This is a genomic window from Kovacikia sp. CALU 1929 (assembly GCF_056784235.1).
This window is the reverse complement of sequence record NZ_JBXBCF010000070.1, coordinates 58,821-81,113: the sequence shown is the minus strand read 5'-3', so window position 1 is coordinate 81,113 and position 22,293 is coordinate 58,821. Positions and strand designations below refer to the sequence as shown.

The following is a 22,293-nucleotide window of genomic DNA, read 5'->3' as shown; positions in this document are numbered from 1 at the left end:
TCATTACCCTTACCAGTCGCTTAAGCTGTGTGAAGCCGTTTGCGACTGACGTTTTGACGCGGAGTGCTAGAGCGATTTTCGATTGAACTAGCCTGGTTGCGGCGGCTGGGGGCGGCATGAGTCCGGGGTTGTGCCGACGACTGCCCTCGACGTTGCCCGGAGCGCTGAGGATTGGCTTGATCAGCCCCAGACTGAGATGAACCCGTGGGTTCGTATCCTGGAATCACATCTTTCGTCAGGGTTCGATTCAACAATTGTTCAATACTTTTCAGCAGTGGATATTCATCTTTAGAAACCAGGGAGACGGCGCGCCCTTCGTTGCCTGCCCGTCCGGTGCGACCAATGCGATGCACATAGTCTTCGGGAACGTTGGGCAGTTCAAAATTCACCACATGGGGAAGCTGGTCGATGTCTAACCCTCTCGATGCGACATCCGTAGCAACCAGAACCCGAACTTTTCCTTGCTTAAAGTCGTTTAAAGCACGGGTTCGGGCTGCCTGACTTTTGTTACCGTGAATGGCGCTGGTTTTCAACCCATCCTTTGCCAGTTGTTCTGCCAGGCGGTTAGCACCATGCTTGGTACGGGTGAAAACCAACACCTGTTTCCAGTTATGGAAGCCGATCATATGAGATAGCAGTTCTCGTTTGCGATCGCGATCAACGGGATGAACGATCTGCTCGACTTGTTCAGCCGCCGTGTTGCGGGGTGCCACTTCAATCAGAGTAGGCGATTTTAGCAGGGTGCTGGCAAGCTGCTGAATCGCTTTAGAGAAGGTGGCAGAAAACATCAGCGTTTGCCGGGAGGAGGGCAAATATGCCAGAACTTTGCGGATGTCATGGATAAAGCCCATGTCTAACATGCGATCGCATTCATCCAGCACCAGGATCTCAATTTGGGAGAGGTCGAGGGTCTTTTGTCCCAGGTGGTCAAGTAAGCGACCGGGGGTGGCGACCACAATATCAACCCCTCGCCGCAGAGCTTGAATTTGCGGCACAATGCCAACACCGCCATAAACCACTGACGATTTGAGCGACAGATGTTTGCCATAGGTTTTAACACTATCGCTAACCTGGGCTGCCAGTTCGCGGGTAGGGGTGAGAATGAGGGCGCGGGGAGAACGGTTCCCTTTGCTGGGATGAGCGTTGCTGAGGCGTTGTAATAAAGGCAAGGTAAAACCCGCCGTTTTGCCTGTTCCAGTTTGGGCACTGGCGAAAATATCTTGCCCTTGCAAAATGGCAGGAATTGCCTGCTGCTGAATCGGCGTTGGTGTGGTGTAGCCTTCATCAGCAACAGCACGAAGAAGTTCGGCTGAAAGACCGAGGGTACGAAATGTCATGAATTATGGTTGCTCCTGATGGTGCCCCTACCCCAAATGAAATGCTGGGACCAGTCTAAGAGCAGTGAATTTATGGATGAGTTGGACGGCTCGAACGAACAATTCTCGAACAAACAAGCTCCAATGCGCCAACAACAGACCGGAATGGAGTGGCGAATATTTATCTTAACATGCTGGTTACGGAAGAAACTTTTCTACACAGCGAACAAAGATTTCAACCCCCATTCCCAGGGCGGTTTCATCAAAGTCAAACTGGGGGTGATGGTGGGGAAAGGATAGCCCTCTGGACAGGTTTGCAGAACCCAGAAAGAAATAGCAGCCGGGAACTTCCTGGAGGAAGAAGGACATATCTTCACCGCCCATCGTCTGGCAGCGGGGAACAATCCCAGCGGGGGTTTCTACAACATGTTCGGCAACTGAGCGAATGAGTTGGGCAATCCGTTCATCGTTAATCACCGGTGGATACAGGCTGTGGTATTCCAGGTTGTAACTGGCACCGTGCGCCTGACAGATACCCTGGATAATTTGCTCCATGCGATCGCCAAAAAAGCCTTCGTACTGGGGGTTGAAGTAGCGCACAGTACCACTCAGTTTGGCGCTGGCAGCAATCACATTATTCGCTGTGCCAGCGTGAAACTTGCCCACCGTGACCACCGCAGACTCGATCGGGTCTACATTTCGAGCCACAATGGTTTGCAATGCATTGACCACCTGTGCCCCCACCACAATCGAGTCAATTGAATGCTGGGGAATGGCACCATGTCCTCCTTTGCCAGAAATGGTACACTCAAACCGTTCGACCGCTGCCATCAAGGGACCACTCCGGACCCCAACCGTCCCTATGGGCAGGAAATTCCACAGGTGCAGACCAACAATGGCATCCACATCAGGATGTTTGAGTACCCCTGCTTCAATCATGGGTTTTGCCCCACCTGGACCCTCTTCGGCGGGTTGAAAGATGAATTTGACCGTGCCAGCAAAGAAGTCGCGGTGTTGGGACAGGTAATAGGCAGTTGCAAGGGCGATCGCGGTGTGTCCATCATGACCACAGGCGTGCATTACCCCATCGTGCTGAGATCGATAGGAAACCTCATTTTCTTCCTGAATTGGCAGTGCATCCATGTCTGCCCGAATTGCCAGCACCGGTCCCGGTCTACCGCCCGGAATGATCGCAACGATTCCCGTTTTGGCAATCCCCGTTTGGTGGTCAATTCCCCACTCCTGCAACTTTTGGGATACAAATTCTGCCGTCAGTTGCTCCCGGAAGCCCAACTCAGGTCGTTGGTGCAGGTGTCTACGCCACTCCACAATTTGAGGATGCAAGTCTTGAATATCTGCCCGAATGCGCGCTGAGTCTACAGATAGAGGAAGGAGTGAGGTTGAAACCATAGTGAAGGATAGTTCCTGATAGATACCGGGCATTTCCCAGGCAGATGAAGGCTCAGAAAAAGGATCGATTGATAAAGCCTTTTAGTCCAGGCTCTTTAACTTGATTTTGACACTTGCAACTAACAATTTCCAGGATCATCCACCGTAACTTTAGGACCCGTGGTTCCATTGAGATTGTTTACTTTTCGTTCCATTTGAGGCTGTTCAGGGCAATATCATCACTGGATTCCGATCGATTCCGATCTGGACTCCAAATACCAGCCAACGCGATCGCACCCTTTCAGGAGATGACTCAATGAGTAGCCAACCTTTTTCTTCCATGAACCGTCGGTCGGTGATTCGCGGGCTGTTAGCGACCGGGGCGTTTGGTGTCACCTCACGGTTTTGGACAGGCTGCACTCCGGCTCCTCCCCAAAGCCAGACCAGTCCCTCTCCAGAGCAGACCCTAAAAATGGGTTTTATTTACGTTGGTCCAGAAGATGACTATGGCTACAATCAGGCACTTTCGGAAGGAAAAAAAGCCCTTGCCCCCCTCAGTTGGGTGCAGACGGTGACGGAAGCCAGTGTGCCAGAGACCACGGCTGTCCAGGAAACCATGCGGAGCATGATTAGTGAGAATGGGGTCACGATGCTATTTCCCTCATCCTATGGATACTACGACCCGCACATCTTGAAAATGGCTCAAGAGTTTCCCGAAGTGCAGTTTTTTCATACGGGAGCGCTCTACAAAGAAGGCGTTCATCCCAAGAATGTGGGATCTTACCTTGCTTACCTGCTGGAGCCAGCCTACCTTGCCGGAATGGTTGCAGCCTATACATCCAAAACCAACAAGCTTGGTTACGTGATTCCTAAACCCATCTCCATCGTATTGCGAGAGGTCAACGCCTATACGCTCGGTGCCCGCAGTGTTAAACCCGACATCACGGTGCAGGCTGTGCTGACGGGGGATTGGTCGTTGCCTGTCAAAGAGGCAGAAGCCGCCAATAGCCTGATTGACCAGGGAGCCGATGTGATTACGGGTCGTGTCGATAACCTGAAGGTGCTGATTACAACGGCTGAAAACCGGGGGGTTTACTGCTGCGGCTATCACGTTAACCAGTCGAGTCTGGCTCCCAAAGGCTACCTGACCGGCGTGGAATGGAACTGGGGCAAGTTTTACACAAACTATGGAGAAATGACCCGTGCCGGTAAAACCTTGATGAATGGGGGCATTCCCCATGTCCTGCGGGGTGGGCTGAAAGAGGGATATTGCAAAAATTCCGCCTATGGTTCTGCGGTGAGTGAAGCCGCAAACCAAGCCGCCGAAGCCGCCAAAGCGAAGCTGATTGATGGTAGCCTGGTTATCTTCAAAGGCGAAATGAAAGATAACCGGGGAAATGTCGTGATCCCAGCGGGTCAGCAGTACACCCTTCAGGATCCTCAGTTGGAAACCATTGATTGGCTGGTCGAGGGTGTCGTAGGGGATGTGAAGGCAGCGTAGAATTGTTCAGGAGTCAAGTCCATAATGTACGTCCGTAAAGTTTCAGAGTTGTCGATTGAGGGGGCACGGGTGGTTTTGCGGGCAGCGATCGCCCATGCCGAAAAAATGGGAATTCCCCAGTGTGTTGCGGTGGTAGACCGGGGGGGGAATCTGCTGGCGTTTGAGCGGATGGAAGGAGCCAAACTGTTGAGTCAGTATTCTGCGATGCAGAAAGCGATTACAGCAGCCTCCCACCGGGTTGCAACCGGAAATTTACCCACCGATTTGGGGTATGGGATTGCCCTGGCAACCAACAACCGTTATGCCGCGATCGCGGGGGGGGTGCCGATTGAAATGGATGGTGAAGTGGTGGGTGCGATCGGGGTAGGATCTGGTACCGATGAAGAGGATATTGAAGTCGCCGAAGTGGCGATCGCGGCATTGAGGGAGGCAATTAAGCAGAGAACGTAAGCATAAAATTTAGATTCCCGCCTTCTTTTGCTGAATCGCTCATCCCCGGCAACCTTGATTAAGAAGTCGGGGAGCTGGTCGGCAGCATACGGTCATTTAGCAATACTGCTTTGGTAAACAGGTAAACGTCATCCTGTTGGTAACTTAGTTGAAACTGGGAGTCTTGCTGAAGTTGACGTATCAGCCCGGTCGCAAATTCTGTTGTACTCATCCAACCGGGATGGCGAACGTTTAGCAAAATATAGTCAAACTGTGCCAGGTCAGGGGGGGGCGCATTGGCAAGCGTAAACCGAATCTGGGGGCGGTGAGTTAGATGGGGAACAAGGTTGTGGGTGGTGAGCACTGAACCTCCAGTCTGGACTTGAGAAACTGCCTCCCGTGAGGCGCTCCAGGTATCTAAAGACGTGAGATACAGTGAACCGAAGTACCCGTACTTTGCTAGTGCTAGAAAGGCAATCAACGACCAGAGTAGAATTTTCCAACGCTTTTGGAGCCAGGTTTTTTGGGCAGCAAGCGCCGCGATGACTGCCAGCAGCAGAAATGGCAGGATTGGCAGGGAATATTGATGCACCAGATCCCTTTGGCTGGGGGAGTCTGACAGGATATTCATTGCCAGCATGGGCAGTGCCGCAATCAAAGGGGTCAGGTAACGGAAGGATAACCCCCAGAGCAGCGGTGCGATGAGAAGTAGCCCATATTCCACGGTTGCAAAAGAGAACAGTCTGCCCAGGATGAGATGGGGCTTGAGGAACAGGTTACGGACAATTTCCAGGACAGAATCTCCCAAATAGGCATAGCGCAGGGTTGCCTCAACTCCCTCCGGGCGGTAAGCGGGGATAATGACCTGGGTGGCAATCAAAAACCAGGCAATTCCGCTGACCAGGGCGATCGCTCCACATACCCGTCTTTTCTCAAACACCAGCAGCCAGAACCCCATCGCGGCTACGGTCAAGGACAACGCATCCCGGCATCCCAGGATGATGATCGTACAAACTGTAAACCAGCCAATCCGATTCCCCCGCGCAGTCAGAACTGCCGCTAGAATCAGGGGCAGCGCCATGACTTCGGGATGGAAATCAAACAGATTGAGATTAAAGATGAGGGGATACAGCAGGTAAACGGCTGCCAGAGTCGTGGCTTGAAATTTTGCTAACCCCGCCTGAAGAGAAAGGTGATAAGTGGGAAGAGCACCCAGGGCAAGGGCGATCGCCTGCACCCCAAACAACCAATAAACACTGGGATAGATTTTGTAGAGTAGCGCCAGTGGATACACCATCCAGTCCGCATGTCCACCCAGAAAGTGATATCCCCAGAAGGAAACAACAGGAACTTTACCCTGGCTGATCAAATAAATTGCCTGATCAAAGTAGCCCAGATCAAAGGCACCTGACTGGAACAGGCTATGACGCACACTGCTGGCAATGAACAACAGGAGCGCATTGCCAGCAATCATCCAGGTAACAATGCCTGGGTTTAAGAGCCGGTGGCGATTGATTCCTTTGTCTCGTGCGTTGACAGAGTCATTCATTTGTACTAACCACTGACTTCTCTCACCTTTTGGCATGGCTGAATGCAGGTATGAAAGCCAAATTCGCCTTTCAACCCACAAAAAAACCCTGGACAGACCCTTAGGGACTGCTGACCCAGTTCACCAGGGTACGAACGCCGTAACCGGTTGCTCCGGCATTGTTGTAACCGTTTTCCTTGTCTGCCCAAACGGGTCCGGCAATGTCAAGGTGTGCCCAGGCTGTTTCTTTGACAAACTGCTTCAGGAAGAGGGCAGCGGTGATGGAGCCACCGGGTCGGGGACCAGTATTTTTCATATCGGCAACGAGGGATTTCATGCCATCGAAATATTTTTCTTCCATCGGCATTCGCCAGAGCTTTTCCCCTGCCAGTTCCGATGCCTGGTTGAGTTGGTCAGCGATCGCATCATCGGGACTCCACAATCCAGCAATGTCATCCCCCAGAGCAACCACACAGGCTCCGGTCAGGGTTGCCAGGTCAATCATGGCATCGAGTCCCAGTTTGTCAGTAAAGACCAGAGCATCTGCCAGGGTCAGGCGACCTTCGGCATCCGTGTTGTTGATCTCAATGGTTTTGCCATTAGAAGCGGTCAAAATATCACCAGGATGCATGGCATGACCACTGATCATGTTTTCAGTGGCGGCGGTGATAAAGTGAACTTCGACATCGGGTTTGAGTTGGGCGATCGCTTTGGCGGCTCCCAGGGTGGCAGCGGCACCTCCCATGTCGGTTTTCATCATCTCAATCCCACTGCCTGCCCCTTTGATGTTGAGTCCGCCAGAGTCAAAGGTGAGTCCCTTACCGATGATTGCCAGCTTACGCCGGGGAGTGCCATCTGGTTTGTAGGTTAAATGGATGAATTTGGGAGGCAGGTCAGATGCCTGGGCAACTCCCAGGAAAGCGCCCATGCCTAATTTTTCACAGTCTTCTCGCTCCAGAATTTCTAACTCCAGATCATGCTCCTGGGAAATCGACTCTGCGGTTTCTGCCAGGGTGATGGGGGTGACAATGTTTGCCGGTGCGGCGACCAGTTCCCGTGCCAGAATCACCCCCGAACAGATCTGACGCGCCCGGGCAATGGCTGCTTCCTGTCCAGCCAACCCCAGCAGTTCGATCTGTTCTATAGAATTGCCTTTTTCTTCAGGCTCGGATTTGAAGCGATTGTCTTGATAGAGGGCAAGTTCAGCCCCTTCTGCGATCGCCTGGGCAGTCGTGGTGGATTCCCCATTCCACAGCGGAAAGGAAACGCCCAGGGTTTTACATTTTTCTTTCCTGGCGGACCGGGCTGCGGCTGCGGCTGCCCGCCGAATGCCATCCAGCTTAAGGTTATCTGGTTTACCTAACCCGACCAGGATTACTTTCCGAATGGTGCTACCACTGCCTACCCGTGCTGCGGTTGTACTGCCTTCTTTGCCTTTAAATTCGGCTTCAGCGATCAGTTCTTTCAAGGTGCCAGACAGTTTTTCATCCAATGCTGTCAGATCACCCGTTAGCTCTACGGCATCTTCAAACATGCCAAGCGCCAATCCATCCCCTGACCATTCCAGAACCGGAGTGGCTGTAACTCGAAACTGCATTCAGGATTTCCTTTTCCTCTACTCCTCTCTAGTATCGATCAAACTGGAGATGGTGAGGGGTGAGAAGTCTGGTTCTAGGAGTCGAGTCTTGCCGCAGAATCCTTGCTTTCAATCCAAACCAGGATCGCTATACTTTTGCCTACGCTAGCCGCTAGCCGCTCAATTGAATAGCGCATCCTTCCAGTGGTGAGAGCGAGCCGGTATTTTACCCATCAAAAACCAAAATCTGATCTAGTCAGATAGATCGCCTGAATTGAGATAACCCTTATGGGGCATTTTGGTTTTATTTTCCGAAAAGCCCTGGTTGAGAGGCGTATATTCTGTCAAGGAAAAAATGCCCCCGTTTTTCTTCAGGAGTTGCCTACCATGCCCAGCCAACGATCCGCCACCTCCAGTCCAGACAATCATCGTTCTCAACCAACAATTTCCTCTGAACCAACTTCAACTTCTGGCTATTTTGATGATGAGTTTAGTTTAAGAAGAACAGACAGCTTGAAGTTCCTGGTGCAAGTTATCATCACGTTATTTATGTTAAGTCTTTGCTGGAGTGGTCTTCGCTCAACAGACTCCAATAGTCGTGCTCTTTATTGGGGCGGTATTACAGGCATCATTGGGTGGTGGATGCCTAGCCCTAAAACCTCATCTACAAGTGGAACCTCGAATCGTTAATATCCAATTCTGGTGGATTGAGCTACGGATACGCTCGGCAGGCAAGGGGCTTAAGCCCCTTGTTCTGTAGCCAAATTTTGAAGCATTGAATCCCTTTGGGTTCATTCCCCGCCCCTTGGGGCGAAACACGGACCGGGGCTTGCCCTGTGGGTTCATAGCACTGATTACTCATGGTTCATTTGTTATAAACCCCTACACAGCAGCTTTTCCAGCTATTTTCAATGGCTACATTTGAGGCAAGCGACCCATTAGTAGTCTATGGCGTAAGTAAACATACCATCGTAGAGGTTTTAGGGATGTGCTCCAAAATAAAGTACCCGCTAGACAATCTGCTCCACGATGGATCCCCGCCTGCGCGGGAATGACGTTGGGACTTTATTAATTTGCGAGTTCCTTAGGTGCGAGGTTTTAGGTGTCAGGAATGGTAGACAGATTTACGCCATCCTGTACTAGTGCAGTAAGTCATTGACTTTGCAACATCTGACTGCTGAAACCGTTTGGTTTCGCTGGCGCTCTACCCAATCTACGTTGCTACGTTGCAGAACTTCTAGATTACTTTACCAGGTTGCAATTCGCCGAACAGCTTCTGCCACTGCTCTGGCAGCATTGACCTTGCCATAGCCAAACCAGGGACAGTGACCATTCCTGTCATAGCGTCCCCGGTTCATGCCAGTTATATCCGGGCTAGGGTCTACAATCTTGTCCGCCGTGGTCTGCAAAATCTCCTTTACTTCTGCGGCGCTTAATGCAGGATTGGCAGAGAGTACGAGGGCAGCGACACCAGCGACTAAAGGAGCTGCGCTGGAGGTGCCGCCAAACCGATTGGTGTAACGGCTATTGGGGGAAAAGCCGTCGCCAAAGGGTTCATTGTCGGTTGTCCAGATGGGTTCGCCGGGAAGTTGCCGGTCGGGTCGGGTCGGGTGCGAATTATTGCTGGGAGCACAGACGTTAATTTCAGCGCCCCAATTGCTGTAGGCAGCGTGTTTGTCCAGGCTGGTGGAGGCGGCAACGGCGATCGCGTTGGGGTGAATTGCAAATCCGTTCACAATCCGCCCGCTGGTTCTCCGCTCACCCGATACGGGGTGGAGCCAGAGGAATTGATTGACGTGGGGAGCATTGATGGGCGCGTTGCAGTTGCCTGCCGCAAAGCAAATGGTGCATCCTTTCCCCCGCCGTCCTCCCACCGTGGCAACTTGCTTCAGAGTTTCGTGTAGCGCCTCTGAAAGTTGCCAATCTACGGGTGGCGGTCCCCAACTGCATGAAATCACATCGCTACGATCGCCCACCTCCTTAAAAATTTCAATCAAACGGAAATCTTCGCCCCGGTCGGGGAACTGAAAGCGCACGGGCATAAAGGCACAGTTGGGAGCGATACCGACGATGCCAACGCCATTCCACTCGGCGATCGCAATTCCGGCGCAGGGCGTGCCATGAAAATTACCGACTGCCGGAAACGGTTGATCATCCTGCTCCGCGTAGTCTTTGGGGGAGACAATTTTGCCATTCCCCCGCAAGTCTGGATGACTCAGGTCAAAGCCATCGTCAATAATGGCAACGACAATGCGGCGATCGCCACGAGTGATTTTCCATGCCTCTGGTGCCTGGACAGAGTTCAAATTCCACTGTTTGGGAAACAGGTTATCAGTGGGAAGATTGGCAGGCAAAAAGCGATTGATCAGGTTGGCTTCGGCAGAGGCGACCTGTGCTGACCGCATCAGCCGGTTTGCAATCTTAACGGGATTTTCGCCACTGGCGGATGTGACCTGCACCAGGTAAGTATTAGAGAGCCAGTCGTAATGCTTGAGTTTAGTCAACTGATAGGCACTCAGGATGGCATCAATTTGAGCGGGGGTTGCCTCTGCCACAAACCGGACGATGATTTTATCCGTAATGTAGTAGATAGTGCCTTCTGAATCCTTGGGATGGTAGGCATGGTGCGCGATCGTCCCCACCAGATCAGACCGCAACGCTGCCATAGTCCCTTCCAGCAATTCGGGAGAGGTGGTGATCCGAAACAGCTTTTGGGTGATTGGTTTAATTTCCCGGATGCCAGTCATCTTCTGGAGTTGCTCCAACCACTTGGGGTCAGAGAGGATGACGGTAAAGCGATCTCCTTCCTTCTCCAGGTCAATCCGCTGCCCATTTCGCCAAAAGTAGCTACCCAGGTTCTCAGCTTTTGATTGTGGTGGCTTCCCGGACATGGTTCACTTCCTGGATTAATTAGAAGGTAACGGACGGTAGGGCATCTGCTATATCTGCGCTCTGGTTGCCTTACTGCGTGATGCTCTGCTACGAGAGGTTGTTTGAGATTTATTAGACTTTCGTTCTGCTTTAGGTTGTGCTTTTGAATCGGCTCTCAGTTCCGCTTTAGATTGAATTTGAGATGGCAATTCTGGTTCTAAATTCAATTTAGTTTCAGGTTCTACTTTCAATGCTTCAGGTTGGCTGATTGGAGTCTCCGGTGTGCCAACGGGTAAATCTAAGCCGTTGATAAACCCACGTCCCAGGGCTGGCATTGAGAAGGGGGCATGACCTACGCGGGCGATCGCCTTAATTTGGTAAACCGCATTGGGATCAAGCCCAAGCACTCCCGGTCCGCCTTGCACCACTAAAGTTGGTGTGTAAGTAACCACATGGGCTTCAGTCTCCAGGGTGATCTGTCCCAGGTCAATTTCAAGGCGTGGCTCAGTCAAGGAACGAGCGCTAAAGGTAACCCGGATTGCCAAACCCAGGGGCAGCAGTAGATTAAGCAGGTTTCCGTTTACGGTATCGCTGAAGGTAATGGTTACCCCTAGTTGCAATGGTTCGCCAGTGGCGATCGCATTAGGGGTTGTGCCGCTTGCAGACAAATCCGAAAGGGTGCATTGCAAACTAGTGGAAAAGGTTTGAGGGTCATACATGGCGGTGTCCTCAGTTCTTTTTTGTAAAATTGGCAGGTTCCGGGCGCACCTGCCAATTCAATGGTTGTTCACTGGAGGAGGTCTAGGCTGTTGAGCGGCAGACCTCCAATCCTTTGTCCAAGATCAGGGTTAGTTGTAAGCCTGCACCAGGATGCCAGAGATGAATCCGTTTGCGATGGAAAGGCGTGAACCTTTTGCACCCATGCGGAACAACATGCTAATGCGATAGAGTTTGTCACCTTCTAAAGTACCCGCAGCCACGTTCGCACCAGCGGTGTAAACCAATTGATCAGCTTGGGTGGTGAGTTCAACTACGGCGATTTCCTTTTCAGGACCAGGACCATAGGACTCAGCCGTGTAGACAATCTGAATGGGCACGTTCAGCGCCATCAGAGCCAGCGCTCCAGAACCGTAAAATTCAATTTCAGAATTTACGTAGAAGGGCTGGTCGGCGGGGAAGATGGTGTCAACGCCGCAAGAATCGGACTCTACAGTCAAGGAGTTGATCTTGACGTAGGTTGGATGACAGCAAAGTTCCATTTCAGAAGAAGCTGCAACGTCCTTCAAAGAAGGGCTGGGACGAACAGTTGTCAAAGGTAGAATTGCTTCAGACATGATTTTGTGTTCCTGTTAGTTGAGTGATTTTGTTTTTGGTTGTTCAAACTTGGATTTCCTTTGTCTGAACAAATCTATAGTGACCGACTCACACAGGGCACGGCAGTACCCAGATTGGGTACTCTTCCACTTTCAGCCTGAAACGTTTATCTACCTCGCCATGATCTGGTTTTATGGTGAGGCGATTAACATCAGTTTTGATGCCTCAGAACTTTTCAAACATCCTCTAAATCTCATCAACTTAGGTGATTTCCAAGAATATTTTTACCCCGTTGACCCCCTCTCAGCCTCCCCTTACCAAGCTACGGTGTATACAGATCTCGGCTTCTTGGGGTCCTAACTCCCCCAAACCCCCCGTTCGCGTAGCGTCTCCACAGGAGTTAAGGGTCTGGCGCTGAGCATTCAAGTCTAACTCGACGAAAATCGGTCGCAGATTGCCTCAAACTTAAAGACAACCGTTCCCCTTGTCACCCGTTTGCCCTTGCTTGAAGACTCAATCGGATGAATGTTGCTATTCACGTCGAGATTACATCGTTTTGGAGGGGGTGCGGGGGACGCAACCTGTTTTACGGGTGAGAACTGACAAAGCTTGCCTCGTGTTTTCACCCGTAAAATCCCCTGCCACGCCGGGGGGGGGCAGCCACCCAAGCAGGGTTTTGGCACTCACCGTTGACTCTGCGATCGCCTACCGATTCAACTTTTACGACTTGTGTATACACCGTAGCCTTACCAAGGGGAGGTGCCGTAGGCGGTGGGCTATTTTGTTTGGTGGAAATCTCCTTAGAAACCTGTAGTTTTTCCTGGGAAAAATCTCCAGTTCTCACCTTGGATCAGGTTTAAAACTGGTAATAAACGCTGAAATAGATTCCTTTGTCCTGAATATCGTTGCCGCGATCGTCTGGTTTGGTAATGGGATAGGCAAAGTCAAAGCGCATATTCAGGTTAGGAATGGGTTGCCAGAGAACACCCGTTCCAATCCCTGCCAAAAACCGCCCATTGGGAATTAAATTAGGGTTGCCAGAAGTATTCCAGACGGTGCCCGCATCAAAAAAGGGAGCGAGTTGCAGCGTGGGAATCCCCGATGCGTCACGGACCAGTGCAATTCGGTCTTCGATCGAAAATCGGAAACCATTGTCCCCAGAGCGGAAGTTTTGGCGATACCCACGTAAGGACTGACCGCCCCCAATTACAAATTGCTGAGACGGCAGTAGGCTATCCGGTGTTAGTTGTATATCGCCCTGGACAATCAGCAAATGGTTGTTCCCTAGCCGCTGGACTCGCTGCGCCTGCCCTAACCAGCTAAAGAAACGTCCATCAGGGATAGGGTCAGGGTTTTCCGTTGCACCCAGAATTCCGGTGCCAATGTTAAACAGCGATCGCAGTGCCCAGGCTCCCTGGGGGTCGCGCCGGATGTACTCCTGCCCAAACTTGAAGACACGAGTGCGGCTGTTACCCTCTGCATCCGGACCAAACCCAAACGGGAACCCAATGTTCTGGAACAAAAACGTCTGTCCATTTTGAGCACTAAATCCTACGGAAAGGGCAAACTCTTCCCGTGGAGTCCGAAGCAAGGGTTGCCGATAGCTCAGGTCATAGAGAAAGTTTCTGCCTCGAATATCCAGCGCTTCAAAATCATCATCCGTAACCCGACTAAAGCTGGGCGAAAAGCGAAACTGGACTGTCCCATTCATCGGATTGACAGGCAACCGATAGCTAAAGTCAGCCACACTCGACCCGCCCGTAAATGAACGGTAGTAGGAAGCAAACAGTTCATCGCCTAAACCTGTCAGGTTACGGTACCCCACCCCACCGCCAAACCGAACCGAACCCACACTCGGCGGTGAGTAATTATCAACGCCAACCAGGGCAGACCAGGGTTTTGCCTCTGTTACCCGCACAATTAAAATGCTCTGCCCCAATTGGGTGCCTGGACGCAGACTGGCTTCCACATTTGAGAATAGTGGGTCCGCCTTCAAAAGCCGAAGTTGGTCTTCCAACTGATCCCGGTTAAGGGGACGCTGTGCTCCCAGCGCGATTCGGCTACGAATGTAGGAGTCCCGCACCCGTTGCGCCCCTTCAATCGCGATCGACTCCAGGGACCCCTCTACGACCTGAATCTGAACTACCCCATCGGTAATCGTTTGGTCTACCAGGACAGCCCTGGAAGTGATAAAGCCGCGATTCAGGTAAAGCTGGGTAATGGCATCTGCCGCCTGCCTCAGTTCTTCCAGGGTGACCGATCGCCCCTCTAGCGGCTTTGTAATCGGGTCTAGCTCTGCCGCCCCTAGAATAGTGCTACCTTCTACCTCAATCCGGCTGACTGGAATATTGACCGCAGGCTGCTCTGGGGCAGGCTCTGAGGGGGTTGGGCTGGGATCTGGGGTAGGTAAGACTGGCTCAGCCTGTTCGGGGGTTTCTGGAGTAGGTAGCGGAGCAGGCTGAATCAGGCGATCGCGAGCAGGGTCTGGGGGAGTTTGTCTGGAATCTGGAAAGGGAGTTTGGGCAACTAATCCAGAGCTATCCCTGGAACCATCTACCATTTCTAACTGGACAACCTGAGTCGTCTTCTCAACGGATTCCTCCGTCTTGTTAGATGGAGCAGAGGATGGGGAAGAATTTTCCTGAGAAGAGTTTTGCTGGATCGATAGTCGATTGGCTGGCTGGTTGAGGTAACCTGTTCCCACTTGCCCCGCCAATATACTGGGAATGGCGTATCCCTGTTGAATCAGACCCAACCATAAAAGCCCACCCGAAACGGATGCTACCCAACTGATGCCAATACATCTAATGCCAATCTGCTTTAACTGCATGGATCGCCTCTACCAACCTGTGGCAATACGGACAAGGAACGATCCTTCGGTCTGGCGATCGCTCAAACCTTTTGGTATCAACCTCACACCGCAAGCCAGTTTATTGTATTCTCTGTTCTCCAGAGTCAATACAAATCTGGAAAATTCGTAAATTTGCTTGAATAAGATAGGGTGTACCGAATGCTTTCGTAACTCAGCAAGGATCCAAAATTTATGCGCTCGTCAAACCGTTCCGTAGCCATTACCCGCAGCATGGGGTTATTTCTGGGACTGCTGGTGTGCAGCTTACCCCTGGTGGCAATGGCAGCAGAATTTAAACCACCAAGACGGGGAATTCCGGGACGACGGGAAGGGGGGGGGACACGCGATGCATCCGTCTGCGTCCAGGCAAAACCCGCTAACCTGACCGCACTGATGCCGCAAACCAACTTTGGGTTAACCACGGCTGCCTACCCTCGTTTTTTCTGGTATACGCCCCAAACACGAGCAAAATTTGCAGAATTTAGACTGTACGAGTCAGACGAGAACCAGGAAGATAACTCCCTCGTTTACACCACCACCTTTAGCATTTCGGGTAGTCCTGGCATTGCCAGCCTGGCACTGCCCCACCAGGCAACCCTGCCACCGCTGACTACAGGCAAAGACTACCGCTGGTCAGTTGCCATCATCTGCAACCCAAATGACCGCAAGCGGGATGTCATGGTCGAAGGGTGGGTGCAGCGGATTACCCCTGAGGCAGCATTATCAAACAAGCTAGCAACCGCAAATCTGGGCGATCGCGTTAACCTGTATGCAGCTAACGGCATTTGGTTTGACACCCTTGCCACCCTGGCAGATCAGCGCTGTGCCAATCCCGAGAACACTTCCCTAGCCACCAGTTGGACAACACTGATGAAGTCAGTCAAGTTAGACAAAGTTGCTGGGGAACCGATGGCTCAGCCGTGTAGCAATTGACTTGACCGGCTTTGTACTCCGAACTCCGCCCTGGTTCAACCAGCGTTACCAAATTTATCCCGCAGTCTACATAGAGTCTCCTAGAGGGGGTGATTACCCATTCAGGCGAATCTGACTCAACTTCAAGCCCCTGCTTCTTTCAGTTTTTCTCGAACTAGCTCGACTCGCTGACGGTTTACGCCCAGATCAGATTTGCCCAACCGTGACGCAGAGCGGACCTGAATCACAGGTTGGGCTGGATCAAAGTAAAATTCCACATCGTCCACGAAACCCATCAGCTTGGTACTGGCTTCCACATACAGATAATCTGCTGACTCTGTAATGATTTGTGTTCGTTCAAGCGACTGAATCACCTGTTTTAGCGCCACCATTGCCTCTGCCTGGCTGGAGGTATAGGAGAGCGGGGCGATCGCGTGTTGGGCATCCTGGTCGCAACTACATACGCAGTTAGGGGTGCCCGGACAGGGCGTTAACTTGCCGTTGTTGACACCAAGCGTGGTAGGGCGCTGACCTGAAAATTTAAACATAAGGGCTTCTTTAGTGGAAACAATCAACCGTGTAGCCGTGAGCTAATTCATAAGTCTGCATGAAAGCATAGCAGACCAACCTTACTTCTTCGCTGCCTTTGTCTCTGCCTCAGCAGAATTCAACGCCTGATCTAACACCGTCCGTGCCTGTTCTGCCTGTGCCCTGGCTTCCCGGTAGCGCAGGTTTGACTGGGCATAAGTCTTCAAAACCTTGAAGCCTTCCTTGAGGCTAGAAACCTCATCCTCACTAACCGGATCATCACTGAACAAAATGTCGATTTTGGAGCGGACTTGCAGCGCTTCGGTACGGGATTCCTGCACCTTCAGCTTCAGATTTGCCAGATTACTGAGTACCTGCACCGCATGGGTGACAGCATCTTCCTCCGGGCTGGGACTTGTTGATTGTTCTTTCACTTCTATAAACTGGTCAGGACCAAAACCATCTGAGAGATCAGTAGGGAGTTTACCCGCATCCATCAGTTCAATCAACTGATCCATTGCTTTTTCGCGGGCTTTCGTAGAATCTTTTCCAGAAACCGTCAGAATTATCTCAGGACTCTGAACCAGTGTGTACTGAACCATAGGATTTTTAACAGGACAATTGTACTAATCTTATAACAGCCTTTTGCCTTTGAAGCAGTAATTCCTGAGAAATATAGCAATTTTTGCCTGAGGGATGTGCAGTATGGAGTTTCTGATCCGCCAAATGCAGCTTTCTGAACTGGAAACCGCTATTTCCTGGGCGGCACAGGAAGGCTGGAATCCTGGTTTATATGATGTCGCTAGCTTTTATAACGCTGACCCAAACGGCTTCTTGATTGGCGAACTGGATAGCCGCCCGATCTCCTGTATTTCTGCCGTTTCCTACGGAGAAACCTTTGGTTTCATTGGTTTCTACATCGTCCATCCCAAGTTTCGGGGACAGGGCTATGGCTGGCAGACCTGGCAACAGGGGATGAACCACCTGGGAGACCGAAATATTGGGTTGGATGGAGTCATCGCCCAACAGCAAAACTACCGCAAATCTGGCTTTTCCCTCGCTTATCGCAACATTCGTTATCAGGGAACATTTCCTCAATTTCGAGCCAGATCGAACCACCTGGTGAATGCATCAGACGTTTCTTTCGAGCAGCTTTTGGCATTTGATGCTCAATTTTTCCCGGTTCCACGCCCATCTTTTCTACAAGCCTGGATCAGCCAACCGGGTTCGATCGCTCTGGTTAAACGGGAGGGACGGAACCTGCTTGGCTATGGCGTGATCCGTCCCTGCCAGGTCGGCTGGAAACTGGGACCTCTATTTGCCCTCAATGAACCCACTGCCGATGAACTATTTCGGAGCCTAGCGACCTACAGCAATGGAGAAACTTGCTTTCTGGATGTCCCAGAACCAAATGTTGCTGCCCTCAGTCTCGCCAAAACCTATGGGATGACTCCCGTTTTTGAAACTGCCCGCATGTACACAAAGGAGCCTCCCAACTGCCACATTGAAGGCATTTTCGGTGTCACCACCTTTGAATTAGGTTAAACCTCTCCTCCCCTGCCTCCCCCTTACAACGTCTCTCACCATCGGCTGCATTCGCGATGCCCTCCTACTATCTCAGTGGCACATTCCGGGCGCAGCTAGAGCCATCAATGCTACAGCTTATTGACGCAACCGCTTCAGTTCACCTGGGAAACTGAGACTCAACTGGAATGGCAGGGAAGGCTTGGCTGACGGCTATTCGGGGCAGACGATGCTTAAAGCTACAAAGAATTTCCCAGGAAATGGTGCCCAGTGCTTGGGCCCAGTCATCCGCAGAGAGCGATTGGTCGCCATCTCGTCCCAGCAGGGTCACCACCTCTCCTTCCTGAAGATCCGGCACCTGGCTGACATCGAGCATGATTTGATCCATGGTGACTGTTCCAATCTGGGGTACCCGCTGTCCTCTGACCAGGACACTGATTCGGTTAGACAGGTTGCGCGGAACACCATCGGCATAGCCGATCCCCACCACTGCCATCCGCAGTTCCCGATCAGCCACAAACTGGTGCCCATAGCTAACCCCCGTTCCCGGTGAAATAGTTTTCACCTGGGTCACCCTGGCTTTTACCTGCAATGCCGGTCGCAGGTCTACAACGCCCTGTTGATGGGCAGCGGGATAAAGCCCATAAATCGCTAAACCTACTCTCACCAGGTCATAGTGAAGGGCGGAATCTGCCAGGGTTGCCGCAGAATTTGCCAGGTGCAGCCGGGGTGGGGTGATCTCCGTGGCACGAATCTGGGCGATCGCGGATGCAAATCGCTGCTGTTGCAGTTTCATCACCGCCGGGTTGGAATCATCGGCTGTCGCCAGGTGAGAATACACACTGGCAATGCTTACATTGGGCAACCGATGAACCAGATGAACAAATTCAGCCGCCTGCTCCCAGGAAGTGCCCAGACGTGACATGCCCGTATCCAGCTTGAGATGGACAGGTAGGGGAGAATATTCCCTCAACTCTGCCATCGTCTCGGAAAAATTAAGCGCCTGCCGGGGCGTACACAGGGTGGGCTGAAGCTGCCAGTGGGCGATCGCCCGAATCTGTTCCGGGGTATGGTTTGCTCCTAGTACCAGAATTGGGGCATCAATCCCCGCCTCCCGTAGCTCAATCCCCTCTGGGATTGTGGCAACGCCCAACCAGGTAGCCCCTGCCCGTAGCACCGTTTGAGCTACGGTGGTTGCCCCATGCCCGTAGGCATCTGCCTTAATCACCGCCATCAATGCCGTTTGCTCTGCCAGCAAACTCCGGATTTGGCGAACATTATGGGCGATCGCCGCCAAATTTACTTCAACCCATGCCCGCTCACGCTGCATCAGCGCCAAACTTGGGCTTTGCTCCCAACTCAGCATGTCAACGAACTCCCTTTTACACCACCTATACACACCACAGAGACACTGTCAGCCAACCACTGTCAGCCCACAGCCACAGAAATAACCACAACTATAAAGGATCGTTTGTTGTTCGGAACCGGGGATCCGGGAGAAGAAAATGGGAAGGGAGGAGTTGAGAGTTGAGAGCTGGGAGTTGAGAGTTGAAAGTTGGGAGTTGGAGACACTCATTCGCCGGGTTGAGACCTCAGAGGTTTTCAAAACCTTCGAGGTCTGGAGACTCCTAACGACCAACAACTAAAAACCAACAACTAACAACTCCCTCACTTCTCAAACGCTGGCTTCTTCGGCACCAAATACATCTGCCCATCCTTTAGCTGGAGCTGGTAGCCCAGTTTCTCAACTTCCTGTTTGGCTCTCTCCTGGGTTTGTTTATCTTTAACTTGGATTGCCTGAGCATAAATGCTTGCCCAGGACTTCAGACGAACCGGAACGCTGTTGGGGTCTTTACGAAGAAAGTCGGCAACTTCCTGAAAAATAGGTGCCAGGTAGGCATCCGGGCTTGCCTGTGCCCACTTTGCTGCCATTTCATGGGAATGAATGGAACCTGGAATGTCCCCTAAAAGCAATAGCTGATCCAGCCCTTTGAAACGCCAGACTTGATAGGCGGTAGGATGCACCTGGGGGGAAAGCGCCTCGGTTCCCCGATTCATATACTGAATTGCCAGTTCAGGAGTTCCGAGCTGGTAGGAAAGAGTTCCAGAAAGAAATAGATAAATATCGACAAAACGTGGGTCAAGTTGAGTAATCAGGTCAAAGTATTGAGGGCTGAGGGTATAACCCGTCTGTTCTCGCACGGGGGTATCACCGTAGTACTGAAGGAAATTAAGAAACACCCAATCTGCCAGCAAATTATCAAACCCAAAGGTAGGGGATTTGCCCAAAACCTCTAGCCTTAGAGCCTCCTGCTGCTCCGCTTGTTTAGCATCAGAAACCCAAAGGGAGGGGTAGCTCAACCGAGCCTGCTGCATCAGAATGACCCCTGCCAAAGAGATCGCCGCGATCGCACCGCCGACCACAAACCGTAACCATCTGGACTGAACTACTCTTCGATCACTCACCTTCAGACAGCCCCAATAAAACCTATGCGTCCAAGTCTATTCAAGTAATTGATGGTTTAACCCAATATCTTCATTCTTCTGTTATAGCCGCCAGTATCGTGAGAACGATCGCTATGGGGGAGTTACAACGCTTTTAGATGGTAAACCACATCGGTGGGGATGAGGGTGGCTGAGGCAAAGGGGAAATGGCTGAAGGTAAGGTACTTTGCCTCTTTAATGAGGTAAGTAGGCGAGCAAGTTATGTTGAGAAAAGCTGGACTTAACAAAAGTAAATGAAGCTCAAACAAACTTAGTGTAAAAACTTTACAAAAATGATCGCCGATCCCCTATGCCAATCCCCCTGGATTCGGTTAGATTGTCGGAAAGGTTTTCACCTGAAGTGATCAACGTGTTCAGGTATTTAGCAAACACCACGTCTATAAGAACGCAAATGTCGGGTTGATGGGTTTATCAGCAGGGGCATCCCATCGTCCATGCTGGTTTCCCATACAATCTGGTGGATGCACTGATGCGCGGATGCATGGATACCTGGATCACCTTGAAAACTGTCATCCATTAGATAGATTGCAATCGAAGCCTCCAGGTATCTTGGAATTGTTGCCCAATTGTAACAACCCAGGTTCTCTGCCAGAGCTGGATCGCAATCCTAGGTAGCCTATTATCATTTCCAGGCTATTTATTTGTTCCCCACACTTTATAGACAACTTCTCTATTAACTCAACAATCAATGAACCGAATCTCCCAGCGCTCTCCCCTGTTTCATCTTGCTCTCTTCAGTGGGGCAATTCTTGCAACAACTACTGTTTCTTTGTTTGATTCCGGTTTGAGACACGCCTACGCGGCTCTCGAAGACAGCCCCAAAGCCATCATTGATGAGGCTTGGCAGATTGTGAATCGGGAATATGTCGATGGCTCCTTCAATAAAACCAACTGGCAGACCATTCGACAGGAGCTTTTGAGTAAAAACTACACATCAAAGGAGCAGGCATACACGGCATTAAAGGCAGCCTTAGAAAAGCTGGATGACCCCTATACTCGCTTTATGAACCCCAAGCAGTATGAGGCGCTGACCAGTCAAACTTCTGGGGAACTGTCTGGGGTAGGGATTCGGCTAGAGGTGAACGAGCAGTCCAAAGTTTTGACTGTGGTTGAACCGATTGAAAACTCACCTGCAATTAAGGCAGGTATTGTGTCGGGCGATCGCATTCTGTCGATTGATGGCAAATCGACCAAGGGGATGACGGTTGAAGATGCCTCCAATTTGATCCGGGGGAATGTGGGTAGCCAGGTCAAACTGGAGATTGGTCGGGCTGGAAAAGGCGGTTTAGTCATTTCCCTGACCCGTGCCCGAATTGAACTGCCAACTGTGCGTTATTCCCTCAAACAGGAGGGCAACCGCCGCATTGGCTACATCCGCCTGAGCGAGTTTAGTTCCCATGCCGCTGATCAAATGCGACGGGCAATTAGAGAATTGTCTGCCCAAAAGGTAGATGGGTTTCTGCTTGATCTGCGCGGAAATCCCGGTGGACTACTCCAGTCCAGTATTGAAATCAGTCGTATGTGGCTGGATCGGGGGGGGATTGTCAAAACGGTTGACCGGATGGGTAAGGATGAGAAAATAGCCGCAAATCAGACGGCTCTAACCCGATTGCCATTGGTCGTTCTGGTAGACGGAAACTCTGCCAGTTCCAGTGAAATTTTGACGGGTGCGCTCAAGGACAACCGGCGGGCAACGGTGGTTGGTAGTCAAACTTTTGGTAAGGCACTGGTGCAGTCGGTTCATTCCCTGTCTGATGGATCGGGATTAGCCGTCACAATTGCCCATTACTACACGCCAAATGGTACCGATATCAGTCATAAGGGAATTACACCCGACATTAAGATTGACCTGACCGATGGCGATCGCCAGAAGCTAACCGCTAATCCAAAACTACTGGCAACTAAAGATGACCCTCAATATGCGCGGGCACTTTCAGTGTTAGAGAAAGCAGCAATGGCGCAATCTGCTCCTAAGCCTGCTTCTCAGCCTATATCTGCCTCTAAAAAGGTCAATACCTGGCAAGAATAGGTTGTACTTTTATAGTCAGC

General features: G+C 51.4%; 19 protein-coding genes. 5 read left to right on the top strand and 14 right to left on the bottom strand.

What is annotated here, in order from left to right:
• Nucleotides 1-20: 20 nt before the first annotated feature.
• Both AC1S52_RS16335 and AC1S52_RS16330 read right to left on the bottom strand, forming a co-directional pair.
• On the bottom strand, nucleotides 21-1,337 hold the full coding sequence (locus AC1S52_RS16335) for a DEAD/DEAH box helicase (RefSeq protein WP_482030094.1): 1,317 nt from the start codon (nucleotides 1,335-1,337) through the stop codon (nucleotides 21-23).
• 177 nt (nucleotides 1,338-1,514) lie between these two features.
• A complete protein-coding gene (locus AC1S52_RS16330) occupies nucleotides 1,515-2,726 on the bottom strand; it encodes a M20 metallopeptidase family protein (protein ID WP_482030093.1) in 1,212 nt (403 codons plus the stop codon).
• A 295-nt stretch (nucleotides 2,727-3,021) separates the two neighbouring features.
• On the opposite strand from AC1S52_RS16330, the gene AC1S52_RS16325 reads away from it, so the two are divergent.
• On the top strand, nucleotides 3,022-4,206 hold the full coding sequence (locus AC1S52_RS16325) for a BMP family ABC transporter substrate-binding protein (protein WP_482030092.1): 1,185 nt from the start codon (nucleotides 3,022-3,024) through the stop codon (nucleotides 4,204-4,206).
• Nucleotides 4,207-4,230: 24 nt separating this feature from the next.
• Nucleotides 4,231-4,656 carry a GlcG/HbpS family heme-binding protein gene (locus tag AC1S52_RS16320; protein ID WP_482030091.1) on the top strand — a complete coding sequence of 142 codons (426 nt, stop codon included), beginning with the start codon at nucleotides 4,231-4,233 and terminating at the stop codon, nucleotides 4,654-4,656.
• Between the two features lie 58 nt (nucleotides 4,657-4,714).
• On the opposite strand, the gene AC1S52_RS16315 is transcribed toward AC1S52_RS16320, so the two are convergent.
• The 8 genes from AC1S52_RS16315 to AC1S52_RS16280 form a co-directional block, all read right to left on the bottom strand.
• A complete protein-coding gene (locus AC1S52_RS16315; protein ID WP_482030090.1) occupies nucleotides 4,715-6,184 on the bottom strand; it encodes a DUF2079 domain-containing protein in 1,470 nt (489 codons plus the stop codon).
• Between the two features lie 100 nt (nucleotides 6,185-6,284).
• Entirely contained in the window at nucleotides 6,285-7,760 is a 1,476-nt protein-coding gene (locus AC1S52_RS16310; RefSeq protein ID WP_482030089.1) for a leucyl aminopeptidase, read from the bottom strand.
• A gap of 231 nt (nucleotides 7,761-7,991) precedes the next feature.
• Nucleotides 7,992-8,168 carry a hypothetical protein gene (locus AC1S52_RS16305; protein WP_482030088.1) on the bottom strand — a complete coding sequence of 59 codons (177 nt, stop codon included), beginning with the start codon at nucleotides 8,166-8,168 and terminating at the stop codon, nucleotides 7,992-7,994.
• An 818-nt stretch (nucleotides 8,169-8,986) separates the two neighbouring features.
• Nucleotides 8,987-10,630, bottom strand: coding sequence for a S8 family peptidase (locus AC1S52_RS16300; RefSeq protein WP_482030087.1), 1,644 nt, complete (start codon nucleotides 10,628-10,630; stop codon nucleotides 8,987-8,989).
• Nucleotides 10,631-10,678: 48 nt separating this feature from the next.
• Entirely contained in the window at nucleotides 10,679-11,329 is a 651-nt protein-coding gene (locus tag AC1S52_RS16295; protein WP_482030086.1) for a hypothetical protein, read from the bottom strand.
• A gap of 129 nt (nucleotides 11,330-11,458) precedes the next feature.
• On the bottom strand, nucleotides 11,459-11,944 hold the full coding sequence (locus AC1S52_RS16290) for a hypothetical protein (RefSeq protein WP_482030085.1): 486 nt from the start codon (nucleotides 11,942-11,944) through the stop codon (nucleotides 11,459-11,461).
• Nucleotides 11,945-12,546: 602 nt separating this feature from the next.
• On the bottom strand, nucleotides 12,547-12,768 hold the full coding sequence (locus AC1S52_RS16285) for a hypothetical protein (protein ID WP_482030084.1): 222 nt from the start codon (nucleotides 12,766-12,768) through the stop codon (nucleotides 12,547-12,549).
• A 12-nt stretch (nucleotides 12,769-12,780) separates the two neighbouring features.
• Entirely contained in the window at nucleotides 12,781-14,754 is a 1,974-nt protein-coding gene (locus AC1S52_RS16280; protein WP_482030083.1) for a ShlB/FhaC/HecB family hemolysin secretion/activation protein, read from the bottom strand.
• 213 nt (nucleotides 14,755-14,967) lie between these two features.
• Here AC1S52_RS16280 and AC1S52_RS16275 point away from each other — a divergent pair, with 213 nt between their 5' ends.
• Entirely contained in the window at nucleotides 14,968-15,708 is a 741-nt protein-coding gene (locus tag AC1S52_RS16275) for a DUF928 domain-containing protein (RefSeq protein ID WP_482030082.1), read from the top strand.
• 122 nt (nucleotides 15,709-15,830) lie between these two features.
• Here the strand turns inward: AC1S52_RS16275 and AC1S52_RS16270 are convergent, their stop codons facing one another.
• Together AC1S52_RS16270 and AC1S52_RS16265 are read right to left on the bottom strand one after the other, a co-directional pair.
• Entirely contained in the window at nucleotides 15,831-16,235 is a 405-nt protein-coding gene (locus AC1S52_RS16270; RefSeq protein ID WP_482030081.1) for a DUF1499 domain-containing protein, read from the bottom strand.
• An 81-nt stretch (nucleotides 16,236-16,316) separates the two neighbouring features.
• On the bottom strand, nucleotides 16,317-16,817 hold the full coding sequence (locus AC1S52_RS16265; protein ID WP_482030080.1) for a hypothetical protein: 501 nt from the start codon (nucleotides 16,815-16,817) through the stop codon (nucleotides 16,317-16,319).
• Nucleotides 16,818-16,920: 103 nt separating this feature from the next.
• Between AC1S52_RS16265 and AC1S52_RS16260 the strand changes: the two genes are divergently transcribed.
• On the top strand, nucleotides 16,921-17,760 hold the full coding sequence (locus tag AC1S52_RS16260) for a GNAT family N-acetyltransferase (protein WP_482030079.1): 840 nt from the start codon (nucleotides 16,921-16,923) through the stop codon (nucleotides 17,758-17,760).
• A 139-nt stretch (nucleotides 17,761-17,899) separates the two neighbouring features.
• On the opposite strand, the gene alr is transcribed toward AC1S52_RS16260, so the two are convergent.
• Together alr and AC1S52_RS16250 are read right to left on the bottom strand one after the other, a co-directional pair.
• Nucleotides 17,900-19,105 carry an alanine racemase gene (gene alr / locus AC1S52_RS16255; protein ID WP_482030078.1) on the bottom strand — a complete coding sequence of 402 codons (1,206 nt, stop codon included), beginning with the start codon at nucleotides 19,103-19,105 and terminating at the stop codon, nucleotides 17,900-17,902.
• Between the two features lie 302 nt (nucleotides 19,106-19,407).
• Nucleotides 19,408-20,205 (bottom strand): hypothetical protein, encoded by a 798-nt coding sequence (locus tag AC1S52_RS16250; RefSeq protein WP_482030077.1) that lies wholly within the window; start codon nucleotides 20,203-20,205, stop codon nucleotides 19,408-19,410.
• Between the two features lie 727 nt (nucleotides 20,206-20,932).
• Here AC1S52_RS16250 and ctpB point away from each other — a divergent pair.
• Entirely contained in the window at nucleotides 20,933-22,273 is a 1,341-nt protein-coding gene (gene ctpB / locus AC1S52_RS16245) for a carboxyl-terminal processing protease CtpB (protein WP_482030076.1), read from the top strand.
• Nucleotides 22,274-22,293 lie beyond the last annotated feature (20 nt).

Bases quoted from the DNA above. Each gene is read 5' to 3' on its own strand.
- AC1S52_RS16335 (WP_482030094.1), bottom strand. From the start codon at position 1,337: ATGACATTTCGTACCCTCGGTCTTTCAGCCGAACTTCTTCGTGCTGTT.
- AC1S52_RS16330 (WP_482030093.1), bottom strand. From the start codon at position 2,726: ATGGTTTCAACCTCACTCCTTCCTCTATCTGTAGACTCAGCGCGCATT.
- AC1S52_RS16325 (WP_482030092.1), top strand. From the start codon at position 3,022: ATGAGTAGCCAACCTTTTTCTTCCATGAACCGTCGGTCGGTGATTCGC.
- AC1S52_RS16320 (WP_482030091.1), top strand. From the start codon at position 4,231: ATGTACGTCCGTAAAGTTTCAGAGTTGTCGATTGAGGGGGCACGGGTG.
- AC1S52_RS16315 (WP_482030090.1), bottom strand. From the start codon at position 6,184: ATGAATGACTCTGTCAACGCACGAGACAAAGGAATCAATCGCCACCGG.
- AC1S52_RS16310 (WP_482030089.1), bottom strand. From the start codon at position 7,760: ATGCAGTTTCGAGTTACAGCCACTCCGGTTCTGGAATGGTCAGGGGAT.
- AC1S52_RS16305 (WP_482030088.1), bottom strand. From the start codon at position 8,168: ATGATTGTCTGGACTGGAGGTGGCGGATCGTTGGCTGGGCATGGTAGG.
- AC1S52_RS16300 (WP_482030087.1), bottom strand. From the start codon at position 10,630: ATGTCCGGGAAGCCACCACAATCAAAAGCTGAGAACCTGGGTAGCTAC.
- AC1S52_RS16295 (WP_482030086.1), bottom strand. From the start codon at position 11,329: ATGTATGACCCTCAAACCTTTTCCACTAGTTTGCAATGCACCCTTTCG.
- AC1S52_RS16290 (WP_482030085.1), bottom strand. From the start codon at position 11,944: ATGTCTGAAGCAATTCTACCTTTGACAACTGTTCGTCCCAGCCCTTCT.
- AC1S52_RS16280 (WP_482030083.1), bottom strand. From the start codon at position 14,754: ATGCAGTTAAAGCAGATTGGCATTAGATGTATTGGCATCAGTTGGGTA.
- AC1S52_RS16275 (WP_482030082.1), top strand. From the start codon at position 14,968: ATGCGCTCGTCAAACCGTTCCGTAGCCATTACCCGCAGCATGGGGTTA.
- AC1S52_RS16270 (WP_482030081.1), bottom strand. From the start codon at position 16,235: ATGTTTAAATTTTCAGGTCAGCGCCCTACCACGCTTGGTGTCAACAAC.
- AC1S52_RS16265 (WP_482030080.1), bottom strand. From the start codon at position 16,817: ATGGTTCAGTACACACTGGTTCAGAGTCCTGAGATAATTCTGACGGTT.
- AC1S52_RS16260 (WP_482030079.1), top strand. From the start codon at position 16,921: ATGGAGTTTCTGATCCGCCAAATGCAGCTTTCTGAACTGGAAACCGCT.
- alr (WP_482030078.1), bottom strand. From the start codon at position 19,105: ATGCTGAGTTGGGAGCAAAGCCCAAGTTTGGCGCTGATGCAGCGTGAG.
- ctpB (WP_482030076.1), top strand. From the start codon at position 20,933: ATGAACCGAATCTCCCAGCGCTCTCCCCTGTTTCATCTTGCTCTCTTC.